The organism is Microbacterium sp. Root180 (assembly GCF_001428485.1).
Lineage (GTDB): Bacteria > Actinomycetota > Actinomycetes > Actinomycetales > Microbacteriaceae > Microbacterium.
On the sequence record NZ_LMHS01000003.1, the window covers coordinates 547,651 to 567,019 of the forward strand.

The 19,369-nt window shown below is 69.4% G+C and carries 18 protein-coding genes and 3 tRNA genes; 5 read left to right on the forward strand and 16 right to left on the reverse strand.

The features are described from left to right. Positions 1-65 precede the first annotated feature (65 nt). Both ASD93_RS10005 and ASD93_RS10010 read left to right on the forward strand, forming a co-directional pair. Positions 66-1,115, forward strand: a complete 1,050-nt coding sequence (locus ASD93_RS10005) for a zinc-dependent alcohol dehydrogenase (protein ID WP_056121848.1) — start codon at positions 66-68, stop codon at positions 1,113-1,115. Positions 1,116-1,285: 170 nt separating this feature from the next. Next, on the forward strand, positions 1,286-2,011 hold the full coding sequence (locus ASD93_RS10010) for a Type 1 glutamine amidotransferase-like domain-containing protein (RefSeq protein WP_056121850.1): 726 nt from the start codon (positions 1,286-1,288) through the stop codon (positions 2,009-2,011). An 86-nt stretch (positions 2,012-2,097) separates the two neighbouring features. Here the strand turns inward: ASD93_RS10010 and ASD93_RS10015 are convergent. From ASD93_RS10015 to ASD93_RS10030, 4 genes are all read right to left on the reverse strand, one after another. After that, positions 2,098-2,171 (reverse strand) — tRNA-Met (locus ASD93_RS10015). Positions 2,172-2,205: 34 nt separating this feature from the next. Further along, positions 2,206-2,277, reverse strand: a tRNA-Thr gene (locus ASD93_RS10020). Positions 2,278-2,341: 64 nt separating this feature from the next. Next, on the reverse strand, positions 2,342-3,844 hold the full coding sequence (locus ASD93_RS10025; RefSeq protein ID WP_082569274.1) for a M23 family metallopeptidase: 1,503 nt from the start codon (positions 3,842-3,844) through the stop codon (positions 2,342-2,344). Between the two features lie 176 nt (positions 3,845-4,020). Further along, the gene (locus ASD93_RS10030; protein ID WP_056121854.1) at positions 4,021-4,845 is read right to left on the reverse strand and encodes an inositol monophosphatase family protein; all 825 of its coding nucleotides are present in this window, start codon (positions 4,843-4,845) and stop codon (positions 4,021-4,023) included. A gap of 81 nt (positions 4,846-4,926) precedes the next feature. Between ASD93_RS10030 and ASD93_RS10035 the strand changes: the two genes are divergently transcribed. After that, entirely contained in the window at positions 4,927-6,510 is a 1,584-nt protein-coding gene (locus ASD93_RS10035) for a phytoene desaturase family protein (RefSeq protein ID WP_056121856.1), read from the forward strand. A 30-nt stretch (positions 6,511-6,540) separates the two neighbouring features. Here the strand turns inward: ASD93_RS10035 and ASD93_RS10040 are convergent, their stop codons facing one another. Together ASD93_RS10040 and ASD93_RS10045 are read right to left on the reverse strand one after the other, a co-directional pair. Further along, the gene (locus tag ASD93_RS10040; protein WP_056121858.1) at positions 6,541-7,539 is read right to left on the reverse strand and encodes a hypothetical protein; all 999 of its coding nucleotides are present in this window, start codon (positions 7,537-7,539) and stop codon (positions 6,541-6,543) included. A gap of 66 nt (positions 7,540-7,605) precedes the next feature. Continuing rightward, a complete protein-coding gene (locus ASD93_RS10045) occupies positions 7,606-8,163 on the reverse strand; it encodes a YbaK/EbsC family protein (protein ID WP_056121860.1) in 558 nt (185 codons plus the stop codon). Positions 8,164-8,418: 255 nt separating this feature from the next. Here ASD93_RS10045 and ASD93_RS16250 point away from each other — a divergent pair, with 255 nt between their 5' ends. Further along, complete coding sequence (locus ASD93_RS16250) at positions 8,419-8,550, forward strand: hypothetical protein (protein ID WP_268777955.1); 132 nt, start codon at positions 8,419-8,421, stop codon at positions 8,548-8,550. A 92-nt stretch (positions 8,551-8,642) separates the two neighbouring features. Here ASD93_RS16250 and ASD93_RS10055 read toward each other — a convergent pair whose 3' ends face one another. Then, positions 8,643-9,221 carry a hypothetical protein gene (locus ASD93_RS10055; RefSeq protein ID WP_056121863.1) on the reverse strand — a complete coding sequence of 193 codons (579 nt, stop codon included), beginning with the start codon at positions 9,219-9,221 and terminating at the stop codon, positions 8,643-8,645. 39 nt (positions 9,222-9,260) lie between these two features. On the opposite strand from ASD93_RS10055, the gene ASD93_RS15925 reads away from it, so the two are divergent. Then, on the forward strand, positions 9,261-9,605 hold the full coding sequence (locus ASD93_RS15925; protein WP_157536925.1) for a hypothetical protein: 345 nt from the start codon (positions 9,261-9,263) through the stop codon (positions 9,603-9,605). 11 nt (positions 9,606-9,616) lie between these two features. Here the strand turns inward: ASD93_RS15925 and ASD93_RS10060 are convergent, their stop codons facing one another. The 9 genes from ASD93_RS10060 to ASD93_RS10100 all read right to left on the reverse strand — a co-directional run bounded on the left by ASD93_RS10060 (position 9,617) and on the right by ASD93_RS10100 (position 19,255). Continuing rightward, positions 9,617-10,228, reverse strand: a complete 612-nt coding sequence (locus ASD93_RS10060) for a hypothetical protein (RefSeq protein WP_056121864.1) — start codon at positions 10,226-10,228, stop codon at positions 9,617-9,619. Positions 10,229-10,439: 211 nt separating this feature from the next. Then, positions 10,440-10,521: transfer RNA gene (locus ASD93_RS10065), tRNA-Tyr, on the reverse strand. Between the two features lie 98 nt (positions 10,522-10,619). After that, positions 10,620-11,534 carry a PfkB family carbohydrate kinase gene (locus ASD93_RS10070; RefSeq protein ID WP_056121866.1) on the reverse strand — a complete coding sequence of 305 codons (915 nt, stop codon included), beginning with the start codon at positions 11,532-11,534 and terminating at the stop codon, positions 10,620-10,622. Beyond that, positions 11,531-12,031, reverse strand: a complete 501-nt coding sequence (locus ASD93_RS10075; protein WP_056121868.1) for an FBP domain-containing protein — start codon at positions 12,029-12,031, stop codon at positions 11,531-11,533. Before ASD93_RS10075 ends, ASD93_RS10070 begins: the two co-directional genes overlap by 4 nt. A 118-nt stretch (positions 12,032-12,149) precedes the next feature. Beyond that, positions 12,150-13,058, reverse strand: a complete 909-nt coding sequence (locus tag ASD93_RS10080; RefSeq protein ID WP_056121870.1) for a bile acid:sodium symporter family protein — start codon at positions 13,056-13,058, stop codon at positions 12,150-12,152. Positions 13,059-13,223: 165 nt separating this feature from the next. Continuing rightward, positions 13,224-15,194, reverse strand: a complete 1,971-nt coding sequence (locus tag ASD93_RS10085; RefSeq protein WP_082569275.1) for a glycoside hydrolase family 13 protein — start codon at positions 15,192-15,194, stop codon at positions 13,224-13,226. A gap of 124 nt (positions 15,195-15,318) precedes the next feature. Then, positions 15,319-16,233, reverse strand: a complete 915-nt coding sequence (locus ASD93_RS10090; protein ID WP_157536982.1) for a sugar ABC transporter permease — start codon at positions 16,231-16,233, stop codon at positions 15,319-15,321. 80 nt (positions 16,234-16,313) lie between these two features. Continuing rightward, on the reverse strand, positions 16,314-17,915 hold the full coding sequence (locus tag ASD93_RS10095; RefSeq protein ID WP_056121872.1) for an ABC transporter permease subunit: 1,602 nt from the start codon (positions 17,913-17,915) through the stop codon (positions 16,314-16,316). 83 nt (positions 17,916-17,998) lie between these two features. Further along, positions 17,999-19,255, reverse strand: coding sequence for a maltose ABC transporter substrate-binding protein (locus ASD93_RS10100; protein ID WP_056121874.1), 1,257 nt, complete (start codon positions 19,253-19,255; stop codon positions 17,999-18,001). Between the last annotated feature and the right edge of the window lie 114 nt (positions 19,256-19,369).

Genomic DNA, 19,369 nt, shown 5'->3' on the forward strand with positions numbered 1-19,369 from the left:
CTCGGCCTCACCCGCCTCGGCACGCACATGCAGCATGTCGTTGCCCGCTCCGCGGCCGCCGTCTGATGCGCGCCCTCGTCGTCACGGCGCCGCGCCAGGCATCGGTCCAGGAGGTGCCAGACCCGGTTCCCGCCCCTGGGGAGCTGCGCGTCGACGTCGAGCGCGTGGGGATCTGCGGCACCGACGTGGAGTTGTACACGGGCGAGATGGCGTACCTCGAGCAGGGGCACACGAGCTTCCCTCTCCGGCTCGGCCACGAGTGGACCGGCCGTGTCGTCGCCGTCGGCCACGCCGCCGATGACGGGTGGCTCGGCAAGCGGATCACCGGCGACACGATGCTCGGGTGCGGGCAGTGCGAGTACTGCCTCGCGGGCAACCAGCACGCGTGCCCGCACCGGGCAGAGGTCGGCATCCGCGGCTCCTGGGCGGGTGCCCTCGCCGAGAAGGTGCTGATTCCGACGCGTTTCGCCTTCGAGATCCCCGAGCATGTGAGCCTCGCGGCCGCGGCGCTCGTCGAGCCGGGCGGCAACTCCCTCCGCGCCGTTCGCGCCGCCGGCATCCGCGACGGGCACCGGGTGCTCGTCCTCGGGTCGGGGACGATCGGTCTGCTCGCCGCCCAGTTCGCCCTCGCCGAGGGAGCGGAGGTTCACGTCGGCGGCGTCCGCGAAGGCTCGCTCGCGCTGGCCCGATCCCTCGGCGTGCCGCACACCTCGCAGCTCGACGAGCTCGCGACGTCGGAGTCCGACCGGTTCGACGCCGTCATCGAAGCGACGAGCAACGGCCGGATGCCGGCGCTGGCGGTCCGGCTCGCGAAGCCCGCCGGCAGAGTCGTCTACATCGGCCTCTCCTCAACGCCCAGCCTCGTCGACAGCCGGGACATCGCGCTCAAGGACATCACTGCGGTCGGCATCCTGTCGGCGTCCCCGGGGCTCGCAGGAGCGATCGAGCATTTCGCGGACGGCTCGGTGGTGCCCGATGCCCTGGTGAGCGAGGTCGTCTCGCTCGAAGACGTCCCTGCGCGCTTCGATGGCCGGCGGGGCGCGAACGCGGGTCCGGGCCCGAAGGTCCACGTCGATCCCCGCCTGCGGGGCGAAGGTGCGGAAGACGCTGACTGAGCGGCCGACAAGCGACGCGGGACCGTCGTGCAGGAGCGGGAACCCCCTAGATGCCACCTCGCGTAGGCTCCTCGGATGACCTTCGATTCGAACGACGCGGGCACTGGCGTCGCTGGAACCCGCCGCGAAGTCGCCCTGTGGGACCAATCTGCCGCTGGGGGTGACGCCGCGTGAGCGTGCACCTCATCGGCGGTGGCGCGACCACGATCGCGGATGCCGCGCTCCACTCGCCGTTCGTCGCTGAAGCAGCGGTCCGGGCAGGCCACGCCGGCCGCCCGCGGCCGCGCATCGCCGTGATCTCACTCCACCCCGAAGCCGAAGAGAAGGCGGCGGCCCTGGGCGAGCTTCTGACCCACGCCGCAGCGGGGACCGCGATCGAGCTGCATCTCACCGCGGGGGGTCCCGGCGAGCCGATCGGACTCGCCGCGATCGCCGACGTCGACGGCATCGCCGTGGGCGGCGGCGTCGTCGAGGATGTGCGCGCCGGGCTTGAACCGGTGTTCGGCGAGCTGCGCCGGCTTGTCGCCGACGGTGTGCCCTTCCTCGGAATCTCCGCCGGCGCGATGATCGCGGCGGAGGGCTCGCTCGGAGGCGGCTCCCGCATCGGCGGTGTGGTCGTCTCACCTGAGGACCCCGGCGAGGCGGGCGACGAGTTGGAGATCGAGGCCGGCATCGGCCTGGTCGACGTGGCCATCGAGGTGCACGTGGCCCAGCGCGGCATGCTGTCCCGACTTGTCGCCGCGGTCGAATCCGGGATGATCGCGGGCGGGCTCGGCATCGACGAGCGCACGGCTCTCATCGTGGGCGATGGCGGGCTCCGGGTCGAAGGCGAAGGCAGCGTCTGGCGGGTACTCCCGGCCGAGGGCGGCGTGCTGGTCTCCACAATCGGCACGTGAGGGGCCTGGGCGAGCCGTGGGCAGACGATCCGGCACGGGGACCCCAGAACCAGAGAAAAGCCCCGGATAACCGGGGCTTCTTCTTGTAGCAGGAGCGGGGCTTGAACCCGCGACCTCACGATTATGAGTCGTGCGCTCTCACCAACTGAGCTACCCTGCCGCACGGCATCCGACGATCGAAAGCGGATGCTGCGAGCCCCGAGTCAGGATTGAACTGACGACCCCTTCCTTACCATGGAAGTGCTCTGCCACTGAGCTATCGGGGCGTGCTGCCCGCATGCGGGCAACTAGACGAGGATACCAGAGCAACTGGCCCTCTCTTAATCGGCGTCAGCCTCCGGCGTGCTCGCGCAGCCAGGGCATCGGGTCGATCGGAACAGTGCCGTTGACCAGCAGTTCGAAGTGCGTGTGGGCGCCGTAGGAGCGTCCGGTGTTGCCGGTGTGGCCGAGCACAGTGCCGACGGTGACCTTCTGTCCGGCGACCACCTGAAGCGAGCCGTACTGCATGTGCGCATAGTGGCTCGAGATGAGCTGACCGTCGATGACGTGGTCGATGATCACGTGCACGCCGTAGTCCCCGCCGGCCTCGGATGCGACACGCACCGTGCCGTCGGCGATGGCCTGGATGGGCGACCCGGCGCCGGGTGTGAAGTCGATGCCCTTGTGCAGCTTGCCGTCGCGCATGCCGAAGCCGTACGACATCGTCACTCCGACGACGAAGGGCCACTGGATGGCGGCGTTCGGGTCGTTGTGGAAGAGGGACGAGAAGTTGCGGATGCCCGCCTGCCCTGCGAGCTCGGCGACCGTGGTCGTGTCGTAGCTGCCGCTGCGGTCGAGGGTCTCGGCCTCGACCGTGGCCGGTGCGACGTAGGCCTGGATCTCGTCAGGGCTGATGTCGGTGCTCGTCGTGTCACCGGGAGCCACGACCGACATCATCGACGCGTCCGCTCCGCTCGCGGCAGCAACCGCCTCGGCGGGGGTCGTCATGCCGACGGTCATCAGACCGACGATGCCCATGACGCCGACCGAGAACGATGCAGCCGTGACCCGCTTGAAGGCGGTGCCACGGCTGGTGCGACGCTTGCGCGGAGCCTTGTGCGCCGCCGCGAGCTTCTCGTCGCCGGCGTCGGCCCCGAGGATCTCGCCGTCGACGGTGGCCTTGACGGCCTCGGCGGCGGGCTGCACGGCGAACTCGCCGGTGAAGGAGAAGAGACGGGCTGCGGCTTCGAACGCGTCGACAGCGGATGCCGCGTCCTGCGCCTGCGCAGGACGAACGGCTTCGTCGATCGGGGCCGCGACGTCGGGCTCGACCTCGACGGGGGCTTCGTCAGCGGGTGCATCGGCGATCGGGCGACGCGGCGCGCGCTGGCGGCGGACCGGACGCTCGGCGACCGGCTCTGCGACGGGCTCCTCCACGACCTCGAGCACGACGGGCTCGTCGGACGCCTCAGGCGCGACGACGGGCTCGAGCAGCTCGAACGGCTCCGCGGGGGTCAGCACCGTCTCGATCATCGGCGCGGGAGCGTCCGCGGTCACAGGGGCTCGGCGGGCACGACGGCTCAGTGGCGCAAGCGTCGCGGGAAGCTCGATCGCGGCGGGTGCAGGCGCAGCCGGAAGGTCGGTCAACGGCTGGACGGCAACCGGTGCATCGGCTGCGGCATCCTTCCGCTTCTCGTCTGCGGGAGTGCCCAGGACGACCGTGGGCTGCTCTGCCGTGGAGGCGGCTGCCCGGCGACGCAGCTCCGCGCGTGATGCTCCGAGGGTCTCCGACGACGCCTGTGCAGGCGCGGACGGGATGCGGCTCGACCGGCGCGTGGGCGCAGGCTCGGCCATCGGGGCGTCAAGAGGCAAGCGGAAGCTCTCGGTCGTGTCGCTGGGGGAGGCAACGGTTCGGGCGTTGGGCAGTGATCATTCCGCTATTCGGGGGGCGAAAGTAACGATCGGGTAAACACTACCTCGGGTGGCCTGAGAATGCCATGTACGGCTGTGGAAAGTCGCCGCATCTCCATTCATTCTGATGGAACTTCCAGGCTCTCGTCGTCCAGCGACAGCTGCAGCAACCGCTCGAAGATCGACGGCGACGAGGCCACGACGAGCGGCCGCGGATTCTCGTCATCGGCCGCGATGAAGGTGTACTCGCCGCCCGCCTCCGTCACCAGAAGCGCACCGGCCGCGTGGTCCCAGGGAGCGAGTCCCCGCTCGAAGTACCCGTCGAGTCGCCCCGCGGCGACGTACGCCAGGTCCAGCGCGGCAGACCCGCCGCGGCGGAGGTCGCGAGCCATCGGCATCACCCGCGCCACGCGTGCGAGGTCGCCGGCGTGCGTCGCCGGGTCGTACCCGAACCCGGTCGCGAGCAGGCCGCCCGCGGCCGACACCTCCGCGTTGACCGTCAGCCGCTGATCGCCGAGCCACGCGCCGGCGCCGCGCGCCGCATGGAAGACCTCGCCGAGCACGGGGGCGTAGATGGCCGCCGAGATCGCCTCCCATCGCCCCGCCACCGGTTCGCCGATGACCGCCGCGATGCTCACCGCGTACTGCGGCATGCCGTAGGCGTAGTTCACCGTGCCGTCGATCGGATCGACGACCCACGTCACCTCCGAGCTCCCCCGGTCCGCGCCGGTCTCCTCGCCGAGGAAGCCGTCGTCGGGGCGGGCCTCGGCGAGCCGGGCGCGGATCAGCGCCTCCACCTCACGGTCGGCGAGCGTCACGATGTCGGCGAGCGCCGTCTTGGTCGCCGCGATCGCGACACCCTCCTGCCGGCGCATGCTCGCCAGCGCCCCGGCATCCTGTGCGATGTCGATCGCGAGGGCTTCGAGTTCGCGTGCAAGGCTCATGCCTCCACGCTAGCGGCGAGGACGCGGCATCCGTCCTGCTCATCGTGCCGAGCCGGCCATCGGCCGGGCTAGCGTGGGGGGATGGTCGCTGAAGTCCACTCCGCCACCCACGACGTCGCGATCGTCGGCGGCGGGCACAACGCCCTCGTCGCCGCCGCCTACCTCGCCCGTGCGGGAAAGTCCGTCGTGGTGCTCGAGCGCCTCGACCACGTCGGAGGCGCCGCGGTCTCGGAGCGCCCGTGGGCGGGCGTCGATGCGCGCCTCTCGCGCTACTCGTACCTCGTGAGCCTGCTTCCCCGACGCGTCATCGACGACCTCGGCCTGCGCATCGACCTCAAGCGTCGGCGGTACTCCTCCTATACGCCCGATCCGAGCGACCCGTCGCGGGGCATCCTGGTGGATACGGGGGATGCCGTCGCCACGGCCGATTCGTTCTCCCGGGTCACCGGCGGCACGACCGAGGCCGACCGGTTCGCCGCCTTCTACGACCGCATCGCTCCGGTCGCGCGGCAGCTCTTCCCGACCGTGACGGCGCCGCTGCAGCGCCGGACCGCCGTGCGCGATGCGCTGGGCGACGCCGAACTGTGGGACGACCTGTTCGAGCGGCCCCTCGGTGCGATGCTGCGCGGTGCCCTCGACAGCGACATCGCCCGCGGCATCGCGCTCACCGATGCCCTGATCGGCACGTTCGCGTCGGCAGACGACGAGAGCCTGCGCCAGAACCGCTGCTTCCTGTACCACGTCATCGGCGGCGGGACCGGTGACTGGGACGTCCCCGTGGGCGGCATGGGACGCGTGAGCGGCGAACTCGAGCGGGCCGCGCGCGACGCCGGTGCCGAGCTGCGCACGAACACCGAGGTGACCTCGATCTCTCCCGACGGCGAGGTGACGTTCGAGGGGCCCGACGGCGCAGCGATCGTGCAGGCGCGGCTCGTGCTGAGCGGTGTCGGCCTGAGCGTGCTCGCACGCCTGATGGACGAGTCCGCGCCGGCATCCGACGCCCCGGAGGGCGCCCAGGTGAAGGTGAACATGCTGCTGCGCCGGCTCCCCCGGCTGCGCGATACGACGGTCGCGCCCGAGGCGGCTTTCGCCGGCACCTTCCACATCAACGAGACCATGACCCAGCTCGACGCCGCCTACGACGCGGCGGTGGGCGGCAGCATCCCGAGTCCTCTTCCGGCCGAGATCTACTGCCACTCGCTCACGGATCCGTCGATCCTCGACGCCGACCTGCGCGCGACGGGTGCGCAGACGCTGACGCTGTTCGGGCTGCAGGTGCCGCATCGCCTCGTCGACGGCAAGGATCCGGATGCCGCGCGCTCCGCACTCCTCGCAGCGGCCCAGCGCTCGCTCGACTCAGTGCTGGCCGAGCCGATCGCCGACGTGGTGCTCGACGCGCCGGACGGCACGCCGTGCATCGAGGCCCGGACGACGGCCGACCTCGAGGACTCGCTCGGCATGATCGCGGGCGACATCTTCCACGGACCGCTGTCGTGGCCCTGGGCCGACGACGACGCTCCGCTCGAGACGTCGGCGCAGCGCTGGGGCGTCGAGACCCCGCACGAGCGGGTGCTGGTATGCGGCTCGGGTGCGCGCCGTGGCGGCGCCGTCAGCGGCCTCGGCGGCCACAACGCCGCGATGGCCGCGCTCGAACTGCTCGGCTGACGCCGGACGGCGCCGGCCGCCGGGGCCGGACTACGGGCGGGGCGGGAGCGGGGGCGGCGGCGGGAATCCCTCGTACCCGGGGGCTGCGGAGGGCGCGGCATCCGTCTGCGACGTCGCCGCGTCGTGCTCGGGAGCCACGAACACGTGCGCGCCGGGGGTCGGGTAGCCGGTGTAGTAGGCGCCCCAGTCGGGTGAGCCGTCCGGCAGCATCGGGAGCGGCGTGCTGCCGTCGACGTATGTCGGCCAGGGCAGCAGCTCCTGCTGCGTGGGCGCGGCGGGAGCAGCAGGCGCCAGTGCCGCCGGCGCGGGGGCCGGAGGCGCCCCGAGCTGCGGCGCGTACGGAACCGGCGCGGCGCCGTAGGGCGCAGCGTAGGGAGCAGCGGCGCGGGGCCTCTTCGGAGCGAAGAGCACATTCACCAGCGGGATGAGCGCGGTGCCGAGCGCGGCGAGGATCGCCACGGCGACGGTCACACGCCAGTAGATGTCGGGGAACCACAGGTACTCGCCGAGCATCAGCGGGATGATCAGCAGCGTCGCCAGAGCGACGACCAGGATGATCGTCACAATGGCGACCGAACGGGTGAAGGTCGTGTCGTAGCGCTGGAACGCCTTCAGGTAGAGGCGCACGTGCAGCAGCACCAGCTGCAGGATCAGCACGATGAAGAGGAACTGCACGAAGCGCGAGAAGCCGCCCCACGAGTAACGCTCGGGCATCCAGATCATGACGGCGCCGATCAGCAGCGCCGCGATCCACGCCCCCATGCTCGCCAGCGCGAACCATGCCGGCCGACGGGGCGCGAGATGGGCATCGAGGATCGTCGCACCGGCGAAAGCGACCAGCAGCAGGATCGTCAGGAAAGCGCGACCCACGATGTCGTTCTGACCGCCGATCAGCACCCAGACGACGCAGACGAGCGCCGCGGCGATGAGAGCCCCGATCGCGACCCAGATCGCTGCTCGCACCAGCGACGAAGGACCGGCGCCGGCCGTGGGCTGCGGTGCGGATTCGTAGGTCTCAGGCACGGTCATGACGTTCCTCTCGATCGCGGACGACAGCCCGCACGCCCATCCTCGCACGCACCGGTGCGGCGCGCCTCAGCCGATGGGACGACCGAGATCCTCAACGAGTTCGGCTCCCGGCAGTGCGAGAAGGGCGCTCCCGGGGAGGAACAGCTTGCTGCCGCGCACTCCCCCGCCGATGACGACCTCGGCCGCGGCGGCGACCGCGGCGTCGACGAGGATCGGCCAGTCCGCGGGAAGGCCGATCGGAGTGATGCCGCCGTACTCCATCCCCGTGAGCGCGACCGCCTCGTCCATCGGCGCGAACGACGCCGATCGCACGTCGAGCCTCCGCCGCACGACCCCGTTCACGTCGGCGCGGGTGGTCGCGAGCACCATGCAGGCCGCGAACCTCACGTCGCCGCCGCGCTTGCCCTTCACGATCACGCAGTTCGCAGAGGCCTCCGGCGCCACGCCGTACCGCTCGCAGAAGGCCGCCGTGTCGGCGAGCTCGGCGTCGATCTCGGTCACGCCGACGGTCGCGGCGACCTGGGGATCGAGTCGCTCCAGCGCCGCGGCGACCGGCGGGGCGACGAGCGACGGATGCTGGAGCACGGGGTGGGCGGTGAGGGTTCCGGTCGCAGTCCACGGCATGCGAGCACTGTATCGATCCGGCGACGGTCGAGGCACACGCGCTCGCGCCGCGGTTAGCCTCGACCTATGTTCCGCGACCCGCCACCCCCTGAGCACACGTGCGGATGGTCCCCGAACTATCGGCGGACCGTTTCCAACGACGAGTGCGAGAGGTGCCGCGCGGAGGACGAGCTGATCGTCGACACGCAGCGGGCCGATCAGAAGAAGCGGGCACGAATCTACCGACCCGCGAGGGCGACCGCCGTCGACCGACCGATGAGCGGGGCGCACGCCGTCACGTCGATCGAGCCGTCGCTGATTCGCCGGCAGACTTTCGTCGCTCCCCTCGAGGAGGTCGAGCTCGACAGCACTCACCTCCCGACGATCCCGCCGCGTCGACGGGACTGAGACGAAGAGGCGCCGCCGGGGACTGCCCAGTCAGAGGACCGGGTCGATCCGGAAGACGAAGTCCGGCACCGCGCCAGGAATGGTCACGCCCGTCACTCCGCCCGGCCCAGCTCCTCGCCGGACGGGTCGATCACCACTACGCGTTTGAGCTGCGGCATGGGGGAATCCGAGCCTGCACCCACGAAGTTCCGAATCGCCAGCGCCACCTCTACCCCCTCCCAGCCCTTGGAGGGTTGGGTAATGGTGACGATGAGTTCTGCCACGCTCACTGGCTCCAGAGACTCCACGTTGCAGGCCCAAGCGATGTTGTCGATCGTGCACGCGTCCTGGAGTGCGTGCTGCCCGAGTTCACTCGAAAGATAGGCGCGGATCTCGTCCTCGGTCGGCAACGGCGGCTTCCCGCCGTCAGGTTCCTCGTCGGCGGACGTCGCCGCCGGCGACGAAGTTCGGCCTCCGTTACTGCCCAGGTCGAGAGCCCAGCCGATCGCCCAGAGCGCCAGCACCGCAACGATGACGATGAGCCACCACCGCAGATAGAGCGGCTTCCCTTTCGCGACGGGCGGGGGTGTCCCCCCGTGGAACGACCCTTGAGGCATGGCGTCTCCGATCTTCCGCCCCATCTTCTCGCTCGCCGCCGCGTACGGCCAGCAGCCCTCCCTCTCATCAGCCAAGCCGATTGTCCATCCTCGACCGTGGGGTTAGGGTCGAGCATGGCGCAACTGATCTGGAGGCGGATCGCGATCGCGGCTGTGGTGATCGGCGGCTTCGGTCTCTATCTCGTCTCGATCGTCGCAAGGTGGGACATCCCGTGGTGGGCGGTGGTGCTCGCAAGTGGGTGTGCAATCGCGTTCATCTCGGCCCTTTCCCGTCGCCCTCCGCGCAGAGCGGCCGCGCCCGAGCTGTACGCCTCCGATGGATACTCGGACGCACACCTCGGGCGCACGAGACCGACGCATCCATTCAACGACCCCGCACCGACCTCGCAGATCGGCAGACCGTTGCCGCTCGACCCAATCGACTTGCCGGGCGCCTCGCGCCGACCTGCGCAACCCTGATACGCCTGGTGCTAGATGAACTTGCCCCAGCAGGTCTGCGTCTGAGTGCAGAGAGCCCGGAACCTCTCCACCGCCGCCACCTTCCCCCACGGCACGGAGGCGCCGGCGCCCGTTGAGCTGGCGATGCCGACGTAGTACCACTTGGACCACGTGCCGAAGACGCTGCCGTTGTAACCCTTGTAGTACCCGAGACCGTTGCCGGAGGCCCTCTGGTTGTACCCGGCGGCCGTGTAGAAGTAATAGCCCGCACGCACATCGTCGGTGAAGCCGATCATGGTGTTTCCCGTGAAGCCCTGCGACCAGCCGGAGTTGGTTGCAGACCACGCCCGGTACGTTTCACCTACGGCCGCAACAACGGAGGAAGTCTGCGCGTTCGCATCGCTTGCGTTGAACTCGATGCTGTCATCGTGGGTCAGTCCGGCATGCTCCGCCGCGACGAGGCTATCGAGGGACTCCACGGTCAGGCCATTCGGAAGCGCGCCACTGCTGTCCCGGATCACCACCAGCGTGTCATCGGATATCGGTCCGGTGGGGTAGAAGGTGGCGTTGCCAACCTCCTGAGCGGCGCTCTGCGAGACGATGATGTACCCTCGCTGGTCGGCGGCCGCGGCCGTCGCAGCCAAGCCGGGCGTGAGAGATGCGTGAGAGGCAGGCAAAGAGAAAGCCCCGACCGGGTACTAGACCGGTCGGGGCTTTCCGCGTCGTTCCGCGGGTTTCGCGGTGTGTGGCGAGTGAGGGACTCCGGTGCTTCGCTGCGCTCGCTCCTCCCCGAATCCCGCCGTGCCCAGAGAACGACTGAAGGGCCCCGCTTCGCGGAGCCCTTCAGTCGTTCGGTGGCGAGTGAGGGATTCGAACCCCCGAATGCTGAGCAGTCTGATTTACAGTCAGATCCCTTTGGCCGCTTGGGTAACTCGCCAGGCGCATCCGTCCGACTTTGACAGACGACCGGAGGCGCGATCCACAATCATACGCTGTGCGAGGCAGTGCTCGAAATCGGAATACCGGCGGTCTGGATCAGGTGCCGATGCGGTCCAGATCGAGCGACTCGAGCGACGCTGCCGTGCGCAGAAGGGCACCCTCGAACCGGCACGTCGCGGCCGCGACATCCATCGCCGAGGCCAGCACTGCGGCCCACTCCTCCTCGCTCGACGGGGCACCCCCGGCGAGCGCCGCCACCGCTGCCGCGAAGGCCGCGTCGCCCGCGCCCATCGTGTCGACGATGCGCCCGGGCAGGTTCGAGATCGGGTGCGTGACCACGAGCTCACCCGCCTCGATCGTCGCCCCGAACGCGCCCTGCGTGGCGAGCACGGCGCCGACCCCGAGGTCCACGAGCCGGGCCCGCAGCGCGTCGAGGGTCTCGCCGTACAGGAGCGCCGCGTCGTCCTCGCCGACCTTGACGAGCGCCGCACCCGCCGCGAGCCGCTCGAACCCGCGCACGAACTCCTCGGAATCGCGCATCATCCCGGATCGCGGATTCGGATCGATCGCGAGGCTCGCCCCGGCGGAAGAGATCGCGTCGGCCAGTTCGTCCGTCTGCGCGGTGTCGTCGAAGGCGAAGCAGCTCACGACGACGAGCGCGGCATCCGCCATCGCCGCTCGCTCCCGTTCGCCGAAGCGGATGCGCCGTTGCTGCGACGCCGCGTTGAAGACGTACTCGGGCTCCCCGCCACCGGAGCGTGTGCTCACGGCGCGAGCCGTGCCCAGCGGCGACGGCGTCTCGATGAGCTCGACGCCGTAGTCACCGAGGTAGGAGCGGATGTGCGAGCCGGGCTCGTCGTCGCCCACCATCGCGAGCAGGGTGGCCGGCACGCCGAGCCGCGTCAGACCGACCGCCACGTTGAGCGCCGCACCCCCGACGAACTCCCGCACGCCGTTGTCGTCGCGCAGCTCGTCGATGAGCGCGTCGCCGACCACGACGATGCGGTTCATCGGCGCACCTCGGCGTTCTCGAGAACGCGATCGACGAAGGCCACGGCGCGCCGGGTGGTGCCGTCGATGCGCAGATCCACGCTCGCACGCACCTCGCTGGGCGCGAGCGGCATCGCGAGCCGCACATTCTCGTGGCACGAAAGGTCGGTGCAGATGTAGGTCCCGACGCTGTCGCCGTGCTCACCGGCAGCGCCCGCACGGCGGGCCGTGAACATCGCGACCTGATCGGCCGGCTGCATGGTGTGGCACACGTTGCACATGGCCGACCGCGCCCTCGACGTGCCCTCGGCCGCGCGCAGCACGACACCGCGAGGTTCGCCCTCGACCTCGACGATCAGGTATCCGCGTCCGCGCGTGCGCGGATCGCGCCACGCAAAGAAGTCGAGGTGATCCCAGTCGGCGAGCAGGAAGTCGGTCGGCAGCGCGACGATCCTCAGGTCGTCCGGTGAAGCGTTCGCGAACGATGAACGCACGTCGTCTTCGGTCAGTGGGCGCATGGCACCTCCTCGCGACCCCAGTCTACGAACGACGGCCGATCGCGGAACCCCCGGCCGGGCGGGAGCGGATGCCTCGTGCCGACGCGAGGTGCGGGACGAGGCATCCGTCCACCGGTCGTCAGGCCGACGCCGCCGGTGCTGCGGCGTCGTCGGCGGGCTCGAGCTCGTCGTCGGCGCTTGCGCCGCGCTCGCGGATGAGGAAGCCGAACCCGAAGGCGATGAAGAACATCAGCACGCCATAGACCGCGGCGGGAAGACTGAGCTCCGTCGAGTTGAGCACGGTCTGCGCGATGACGATCGCCAGCGTCGCGTTGTGGATGCCGATCTCGAACGACGCCGCGATGGCCTGGCGCTTGCCCACCCTCAGCAGGCGGGGAACCAGATAGCCGACGGTGAGGCTGATGAGGCAGAACACGATCGTGATGATGGAGAGGCGCGCGAAGTTCTCGACGAGGAGCGTCCAGTTCGACGCGACGGCGCCCGCGATCACGACGACGAGGATGATGACCGACGCGATGCGCACGGGCTTGTCCATCGCCTTGGCGAACGTCGGCCAGAGCCGGCGCACCACCATGCCGATCGCGACGGGGACCAGGACGATCGCGAACACTTCGAGCACCTTCGCCCACTGCATCCCCAGCTCGTCGTCGAACGGGTCGAAGTACGCGATCGCGAAGTTGGTGATGAGCGGCAGGGTGATGACGGAGATCACGGAGTTCACGGCGGTGAGGGAGATGTTCAGGGCGACGTCGCCCCGGAACAGGTGACTGTACAGATTGGCGGTGGTGCCTCCGGGCGACGCCGCGAGCATCATCATTCCCACGGCGAGAACCGGGGGAAGCTGGAAGGCCAGCACGAGCCCGAAGCAGATGGCGGGCAGGAGGATCAGCTGGCACAGCAGTGCCACGATCACCGCCTTCGGCTGCTTGAGGACTCGCGCGAAGTCTCCGAGAGTGAGGCTCAATCCGAGCCCGAACATGATGATCCCGAGGGCTACGGGAAGGCCGATGGTGGTCAACGCTGACATGGCACTCAGTGTGCCGGATGCCGCGACCCCGTGTCACGCCTGGCGGCACGACTCGCCGAGAACCCGGTCACGCCTGGCGCCCCGACTCGCCGAGAACGCAGTTGTGTACCGCCGATCCCGTTGAAACGGGACACAAGTGCGTTCTCGGCGAGCGAGGAACGGGGGTCAGGGCTCCCGGACCTCATCCGCCGGGGTCGGGATGTCCGCGTCGACCACGCCGCGGGACACCTCGGTGGCCTCGACGGGCTGCACCGGAGCGGGAGCCGCGACGCCCGGCAGCGCCCACACCGCGAAGGCGGGTCCGTCGGCCGAGAGCAGCACGGCGCCGTCGTCGGCCACGGCGAGCGTGGCGTCGCCGAAGAGGGCGGTCGCGGCGGAGGCCCCCGGCACGGCGCCGGCGTCGAGCGCGGCATCCGCATCTCCGCGGCTGGCGAGCACGAGAAGGGTCTCGTCGGCGGACTCGCGCACGAACACGACGGTCTCGTCGTCGGTGTGCACCCAGCGGAACCCGCCCGACTGCAGAGCGGGGTGCGCGCGGCGCAGCGCGATGAGGTCGCGATACAGGGCGATGCGCTCGGCGACGGCCGGCTCGCCCTCGGTGCCCCAGGGCATCGGGGTGCGGCTCTCCTCGCCGTCCGCGCCGACGAGCCCGAACTCGTCGCCGGCGAACACGACCGGCAGGCCCGGCATCGTCAGCGACAGGCCGACCGCGACCGGGATCGCCCCGGGCGCCGCGTTGGTCGCGAAGCGCGCCGTGTCGTGCGTGTCGAGCGGCTGCATGTTGCCCAGGCGCACGCGCCACGGGATGCCGGCAGTGAACCGCGTCACGGCGTCGGCGAACTCGCGCGCGGTGTAGCGGGGGATGCCGCCGATCGGCTGGCCGAAGAACCAGGACTCGGTGAGCTCTTCCCCGTTCGCATCGAGGTAGGGCACGCCGGTCGGCTCGCTCAGCCAGCCCCACACCGGACGGGTGAACGACGGGTACGTCATCGCGCCGTGCCAGCCGTCGCCCTGGAGGTCGCTCGCGGCGTCGTTGGTCGACTCCCCCAGCAGGATCGCGTCGGGATTGATGCGCAGCATCGTCTCGCGCAGCAGCTGCCGCACCTCGGCGTTGAGATCGACGTCGCCCAGGCGCCCGGTCATGTTCGCGACGTCGATGCGCCAGCCGTCGGCGCTGTACGGCGGCTTCAGCCACTTCGCCACGACCGAGTCGTCACCCGAGATGAACCGGCGACGCAGCTCCTCCGACGACCAGTCGAACTTCGGCAGACTCGCATAGCCCAGCCACGACACGTACTCGGTGTTGCCCTCGTCGGTGAAGTAGTAGAACTCCGTCTCGGGAGCATCCGGGTTGCCGAATGCGCTGCGGAACCATTCGTGACTGTCGCCGGAGTGGTTGCTCGTGAGATCTCCGATGACCCGGATGCCGCGGGCGTGCGCCGCCTCGATCAGTCGCACGTACGCCTCATCGCCGCCGAGCAGCGGGTCGATGCGCTCGAAGCTGCCCGCGTCGTAGCGGTGGTTCGACTCGGCCGGGAAGACGGGGGTGAGATAGAGCAGGTTGGCGCCGAGAGCCACGAGGTGGTCGAGCTTCTCGATGACACCCTCGAGGTCGCCCCCGTAGAACTGCTGCGACCGCCCCGGCATCACGGGATCGACCGGGTCGGACCACTGGGCCGGGATCGCCCAGTCCGGTGTCGGGTGGGTGTCGGCCTGCGCCGAGCGGGCGAACCGGTCGGGGAACACCTGATACAGCACGGCCTCGTTCAGCCACGCGGGCGGCGCCGGGTGGGCGACGAGGGCGAAGTCCTCGGCGTCGAGCGTCTCGATGCGGTGCAGGCCGGTCTGGTTCAGCCACTCGACGCGGCCGTCCTCGTGCTGCAGCATCCACCGGTAGCCGTGCCGCGGGTTGCGCACGGTGACCGGCGCCTCCCACCAGTCCCATCCGTCCGCGGCGCCGATGCGCGCGGCGTCGGTCCACTCGGGCTCGTGGTCGGGGTTCGAGCGCGTGCGCACGGCGGCGAGCGGGCCGTATCCGGCGGGCACGCGCAGGCGCACGTGCACGACGTCTCCGAGCGCGGGCGCGACCGCGGACACGTGCAGCGCCGATCCATCGTGGTGCGGGACGAGGGTCATGACGGGCCTTTCCAGGACGATCGGCAGCGCGCGCCGCCGAGAGTGCGACGTGGTTGCACGGCCGTGGCCATGACAGAGCCCTCGAGTTGTATGGAACCAGGATGCCGCGAGCCGCGGCATCCGTCTACTTCACGCTGCCGGCGATCAGCCCGCCCGCGATGTACCGCTGGAGAACGAGGAACAGGATCATCACCGGCAGTGCCGCGAGCACCGCGCCGGCGGCGAAGATGCCCCAGTTCTGCGACTGGAAGCCCGACACCAGCTGGAACAGGCCGATCGCGAGGGTCTGGTCGCGCGGGTCGGTCAGCAGCACGCTCGCGATGGCGAACTCGCCGATGAACCCGATGAAGCTCAGCAGGCCGATGACGGCGAGGACCGGAGTGACCAGCGGGAGCATGATCGTGAAGAACACGCGGGCGTGCCCGGCGCCGTCGATCTTCGCGGCCTCGTCGATCGCGGTCGGGATCGTGTTGAAGAACCCGTACATGAGGAAGGTGTTCACGCCGAGCGCGCCGCCGAGGTACACCATGATCAGACCGGCGTGCGTGCCGAGGCCGATCGCGGGGAACACATCGGTGATCCAGATCATCGTGAGGAAGATCGCGACGATCATGAGCAGCTGCGGGAACATCTGCAGGATCAGCAGCGCCAGGAGGCCCGTGCGGCGCCCGCGGAAGCGCATCCGCGAGAACGCGTAGGCACCCATCGCGCACAGCAGCACCGTGAAGGCGCTCGAGACCACCGAGATGACGAGCGCGTTCCAGTACCAGGTCAGGTAGATGCCGCCGTCGCGCGTGAGGATCTCGGTGTAGTTGTCGAGCGAGAACGCACGGAACAGCTCGTTCGACCCGGTCAGCGTGCCGATGGGGTTGAGCGAAGCGGAGAGCACGTAGGCCAGGGGGAGCAGCGCGAAGATGATCGCGGCGATCCCGACGAGGTGACGCCAGCCCTTGTCGACGAACCACCGGCCGAAGGGCTGGCGACGCTCGCCCTTGACGCGCTTGGGAGGTTTCGAGGCGAAGTCGCCCATGCCGGCCATCGTCGTGACGCCCTCGGCGCGGCCGATGCGGTTCTCGAGGAGCTGGTCCTCTTTGATCTGGCGGTCGATGGAGTCGGACATCAGTGCAGATCCTCCAGTGACTTCGTCGATCGGAAGGAGATGGCGGCGATGATCGCGACGATGATGAAGATCAGGATCGACAGGGCGCTCGCGAGACCGTAGTCACGCCCACCTCCGCTGCCGAAGGCGATCTTGTAGACCATCGTGATCATGATGTCGGTCGCACCGATCGGCATCGTCGTATCGGGGAACCTCGGATTACCGCCGGTCAGCATGAAGATGACGGCGAAGTTGTTGAAGTTGAACGCGAAGGTGGCGATCAGCAGCGGCGCCACGGCGACGAACAGCAGCGGCAGCTTGATCGATCGGAAGATCCGCCACGCTCCCGCGCCGTCCATCTTGGCGGCCTCGATGACGTCGTCGGGCAGCGACTGCAGAGCACCGGTGCACACCAGGAACATGTAGGCATAGCCGAGCCACATGTTCACGAGGAGCACGCTCAGGCGCGCGAGCCAGGGATCGCTCAGCCAGGGGATGTCCGCGCCGCCGAAGATCACCTCGTTGATGAAGCCGAACTCCTGGTTCAGCATGCCCGCCCACACCAGACCGGTGAGATAGGTGGGGAACGCATACGGGAGGATCACGAGGATCCGGTAGATCTTCTTGCCCCGCAGTGTCGGGTGATTGAAGACGATCGCGAGGAAGAGCCCGAGCGCGAAGCAGAGCAGCGTCGAGAAGAACGCGAAGGCGAACGTCCAGATGGTGACACGGATGAGCGGGTCGCGGACCTGCTCGTTCGTGAAGGCGTACGCGTAGTTGTCCCAGCCGATCACGACGCGCCAGCCGGGCGTCAGGGTCTGGCCGTCCTCGGCGCGGAAGTTGCCCTCGCCGTCGTCGGCGTAGACGGCGCCGGTCTCGGTGTTCGTGAAGGTGTCGGCCGTCTCGTCGTACTCGAGGGTCGAGGTGAAGACGAAGGCCGTCGTTCCGTCGGGAGTGCGCAGCGTGCCGTCGTTGATGTCGTCCGACACCGGGATGTTGAGGGCCAGGACCTCGTCCTGGAAGCGGAGCACCTGGTTGAGATTGAGGCGCTCCCAGCCGTCGGGGGCAGACGACGCGTCCTCCAGCGGCTGCTCGTTGGTGCCGAAGGCGGTGCCGCCGCCGGGCTCGGCGACGAGCATGCCGAACTGGTCGGCCTGCTTGTAGACCTCGACCGCGTACGAGGGGGAATCCGGAACCCGCTGCTGCGAAGTGCTCACGATCTGCTCGATCGCGTCTTCCTTCGTGCTGTTGTGCGCGTCGCCGTAGTTCGTGAACGAGATATAGCCCGTGTAGAAGATCACGAAGACCTGGAAGATGGCGAGGAAGAACAGGCCGGGCGTGAGGTACTTGGCCGGGAGGACCCCGGGCTTCAGGTAGATGTAGTTGACCAGGCCGACGACGGCGACGAGCAGCGCCGCGGCGAGCCAGTCGCCCTTGCCGATGAGGACGTAGAGGCCGAACACCGCGAGGGCGTCGATGATGCCGAGCAGCACCACCTTGATCACGAGGGCGAGGATGCCGCCGCTGGTGAGCTTGCGCTGCGGACCGAACTCGGGTGCGCCGCCTCGGGGCCGCTTCGGCGGCGTGTTCGCGGGGGGTGCCTGTGTCGTCACGTCAGCCATGGACGCTCCCTCTTCGCAGTGTCAAGGTCAGGGTAGGAGGATGGGCGGGGCTCCCGGAAGAGCCCCGCCCATCGAATGACGGATCAGCCGTCGATGCTGGCCTGAACGTTGTCAGCCGCAACGGTCCAGATCTCGGCGGGCTCGCCGCCTTCGCCCTTGATGATCTGCAGCTCGGCGTTGCCCCAGTCGGACCACACCGAACCCATCTCGGGGATGGCGGGCATCGGAGCGCCGGTCTGGCCGATCGCACCGAACGCCGCGACGTCGGGGTCGTCAGCCGAAGCGGTCTCGTACGCCGAGATGAGTGCCGGCGGGCGACCGCCGACCTCGAACAGGCTCAGCTGCGCCTCTTCGGTGCTGAGGTAGTTGACGATGTAGTTCGTCGCCGCGAGCGCGTTGGTGGACTTGCTCGAGAGGAAGAACGCGTTGACACCGACGAAGGGCTTGGCCTCCTGGCCACCGGCGCTCGGGAGCGGGTCGATGGCGTAGTTGATGCCGGCCTCGGCGATCGCGGGGATGTTCCACGGACCGGTGAGGTAGTACGGCGAGTCGCCCGCGAGGAAGAACTCGCGCGCCTTGTCGCCGTCGATGTTGGCGTTGAAGACGCCCGAGCCGGCAGCACCCTGGGTGCCGAGCCACGTGGCGAACTCCTGGCCGGCCTCGTCACCGAGGACGAGCTGCGACGAGTCGTAGCTGCCGTCGGCGTTCTGGGCGAAGACCTGCGAGCCGAAGGACGTCTGGAACGGGTACAGGTGGTACGGGTCGCCCTGCTCGGGCGACAGGCCCACGAGGAAGGGGTACGTCGTGCCGGCAGCCTTGCCGTTCGCGATGACCTCGTCGTACGTCTCGGCCGGGTCGGCGACCAGGTCGGCGTTGCGCACGAGCGCGACGTTCTCGACCGAGTACGGCACGCCGTAGACCTTGCCGTCGTAGGTGACGGCGGCGAGGGATGCCTCGCTGAAGCCGTCGGCGACGTCACCGAGCTCGAGCGGCGCGACGACACCTGCGGCGTAGTACGCGCCGAGCTTGTCGTGGGGGCTGACGATGACGTCGGGGCCCTTGCCGGTGGGGACCTGGCTGATGAAGTCCTGGTCGACCGTCGCGAAGTCCTTCGTCACGAGCTTGACCTCGATGCCGGTCTCCTCCGTGAACTGCTCCGAGATCGGCTCGAGCGCGGGCTTGCGCTCGATGTCGACCCAGACAGTGATGGGAGTCGTGTCCTCGTTGTCGCCGCCGTTGTCGCCGTTGTCTCCGCCGCCGCTCGCGCAGCCGGAGAGCACGAGCGCGCCGCTCGCGATGAGCGCGCTGATCGCGAGTGCGCTCTTCTTGTTCACCTTCATCGGTGTGTGCCTCTCTGAAGTGCTGGTGGGATCCGAACCGGCCTCAACCGGCGCTGAGCACCTTGAAGGCCGTTCTTCAGCTCGCAGAAACTGCAAGCGCTTACATTGTTACCA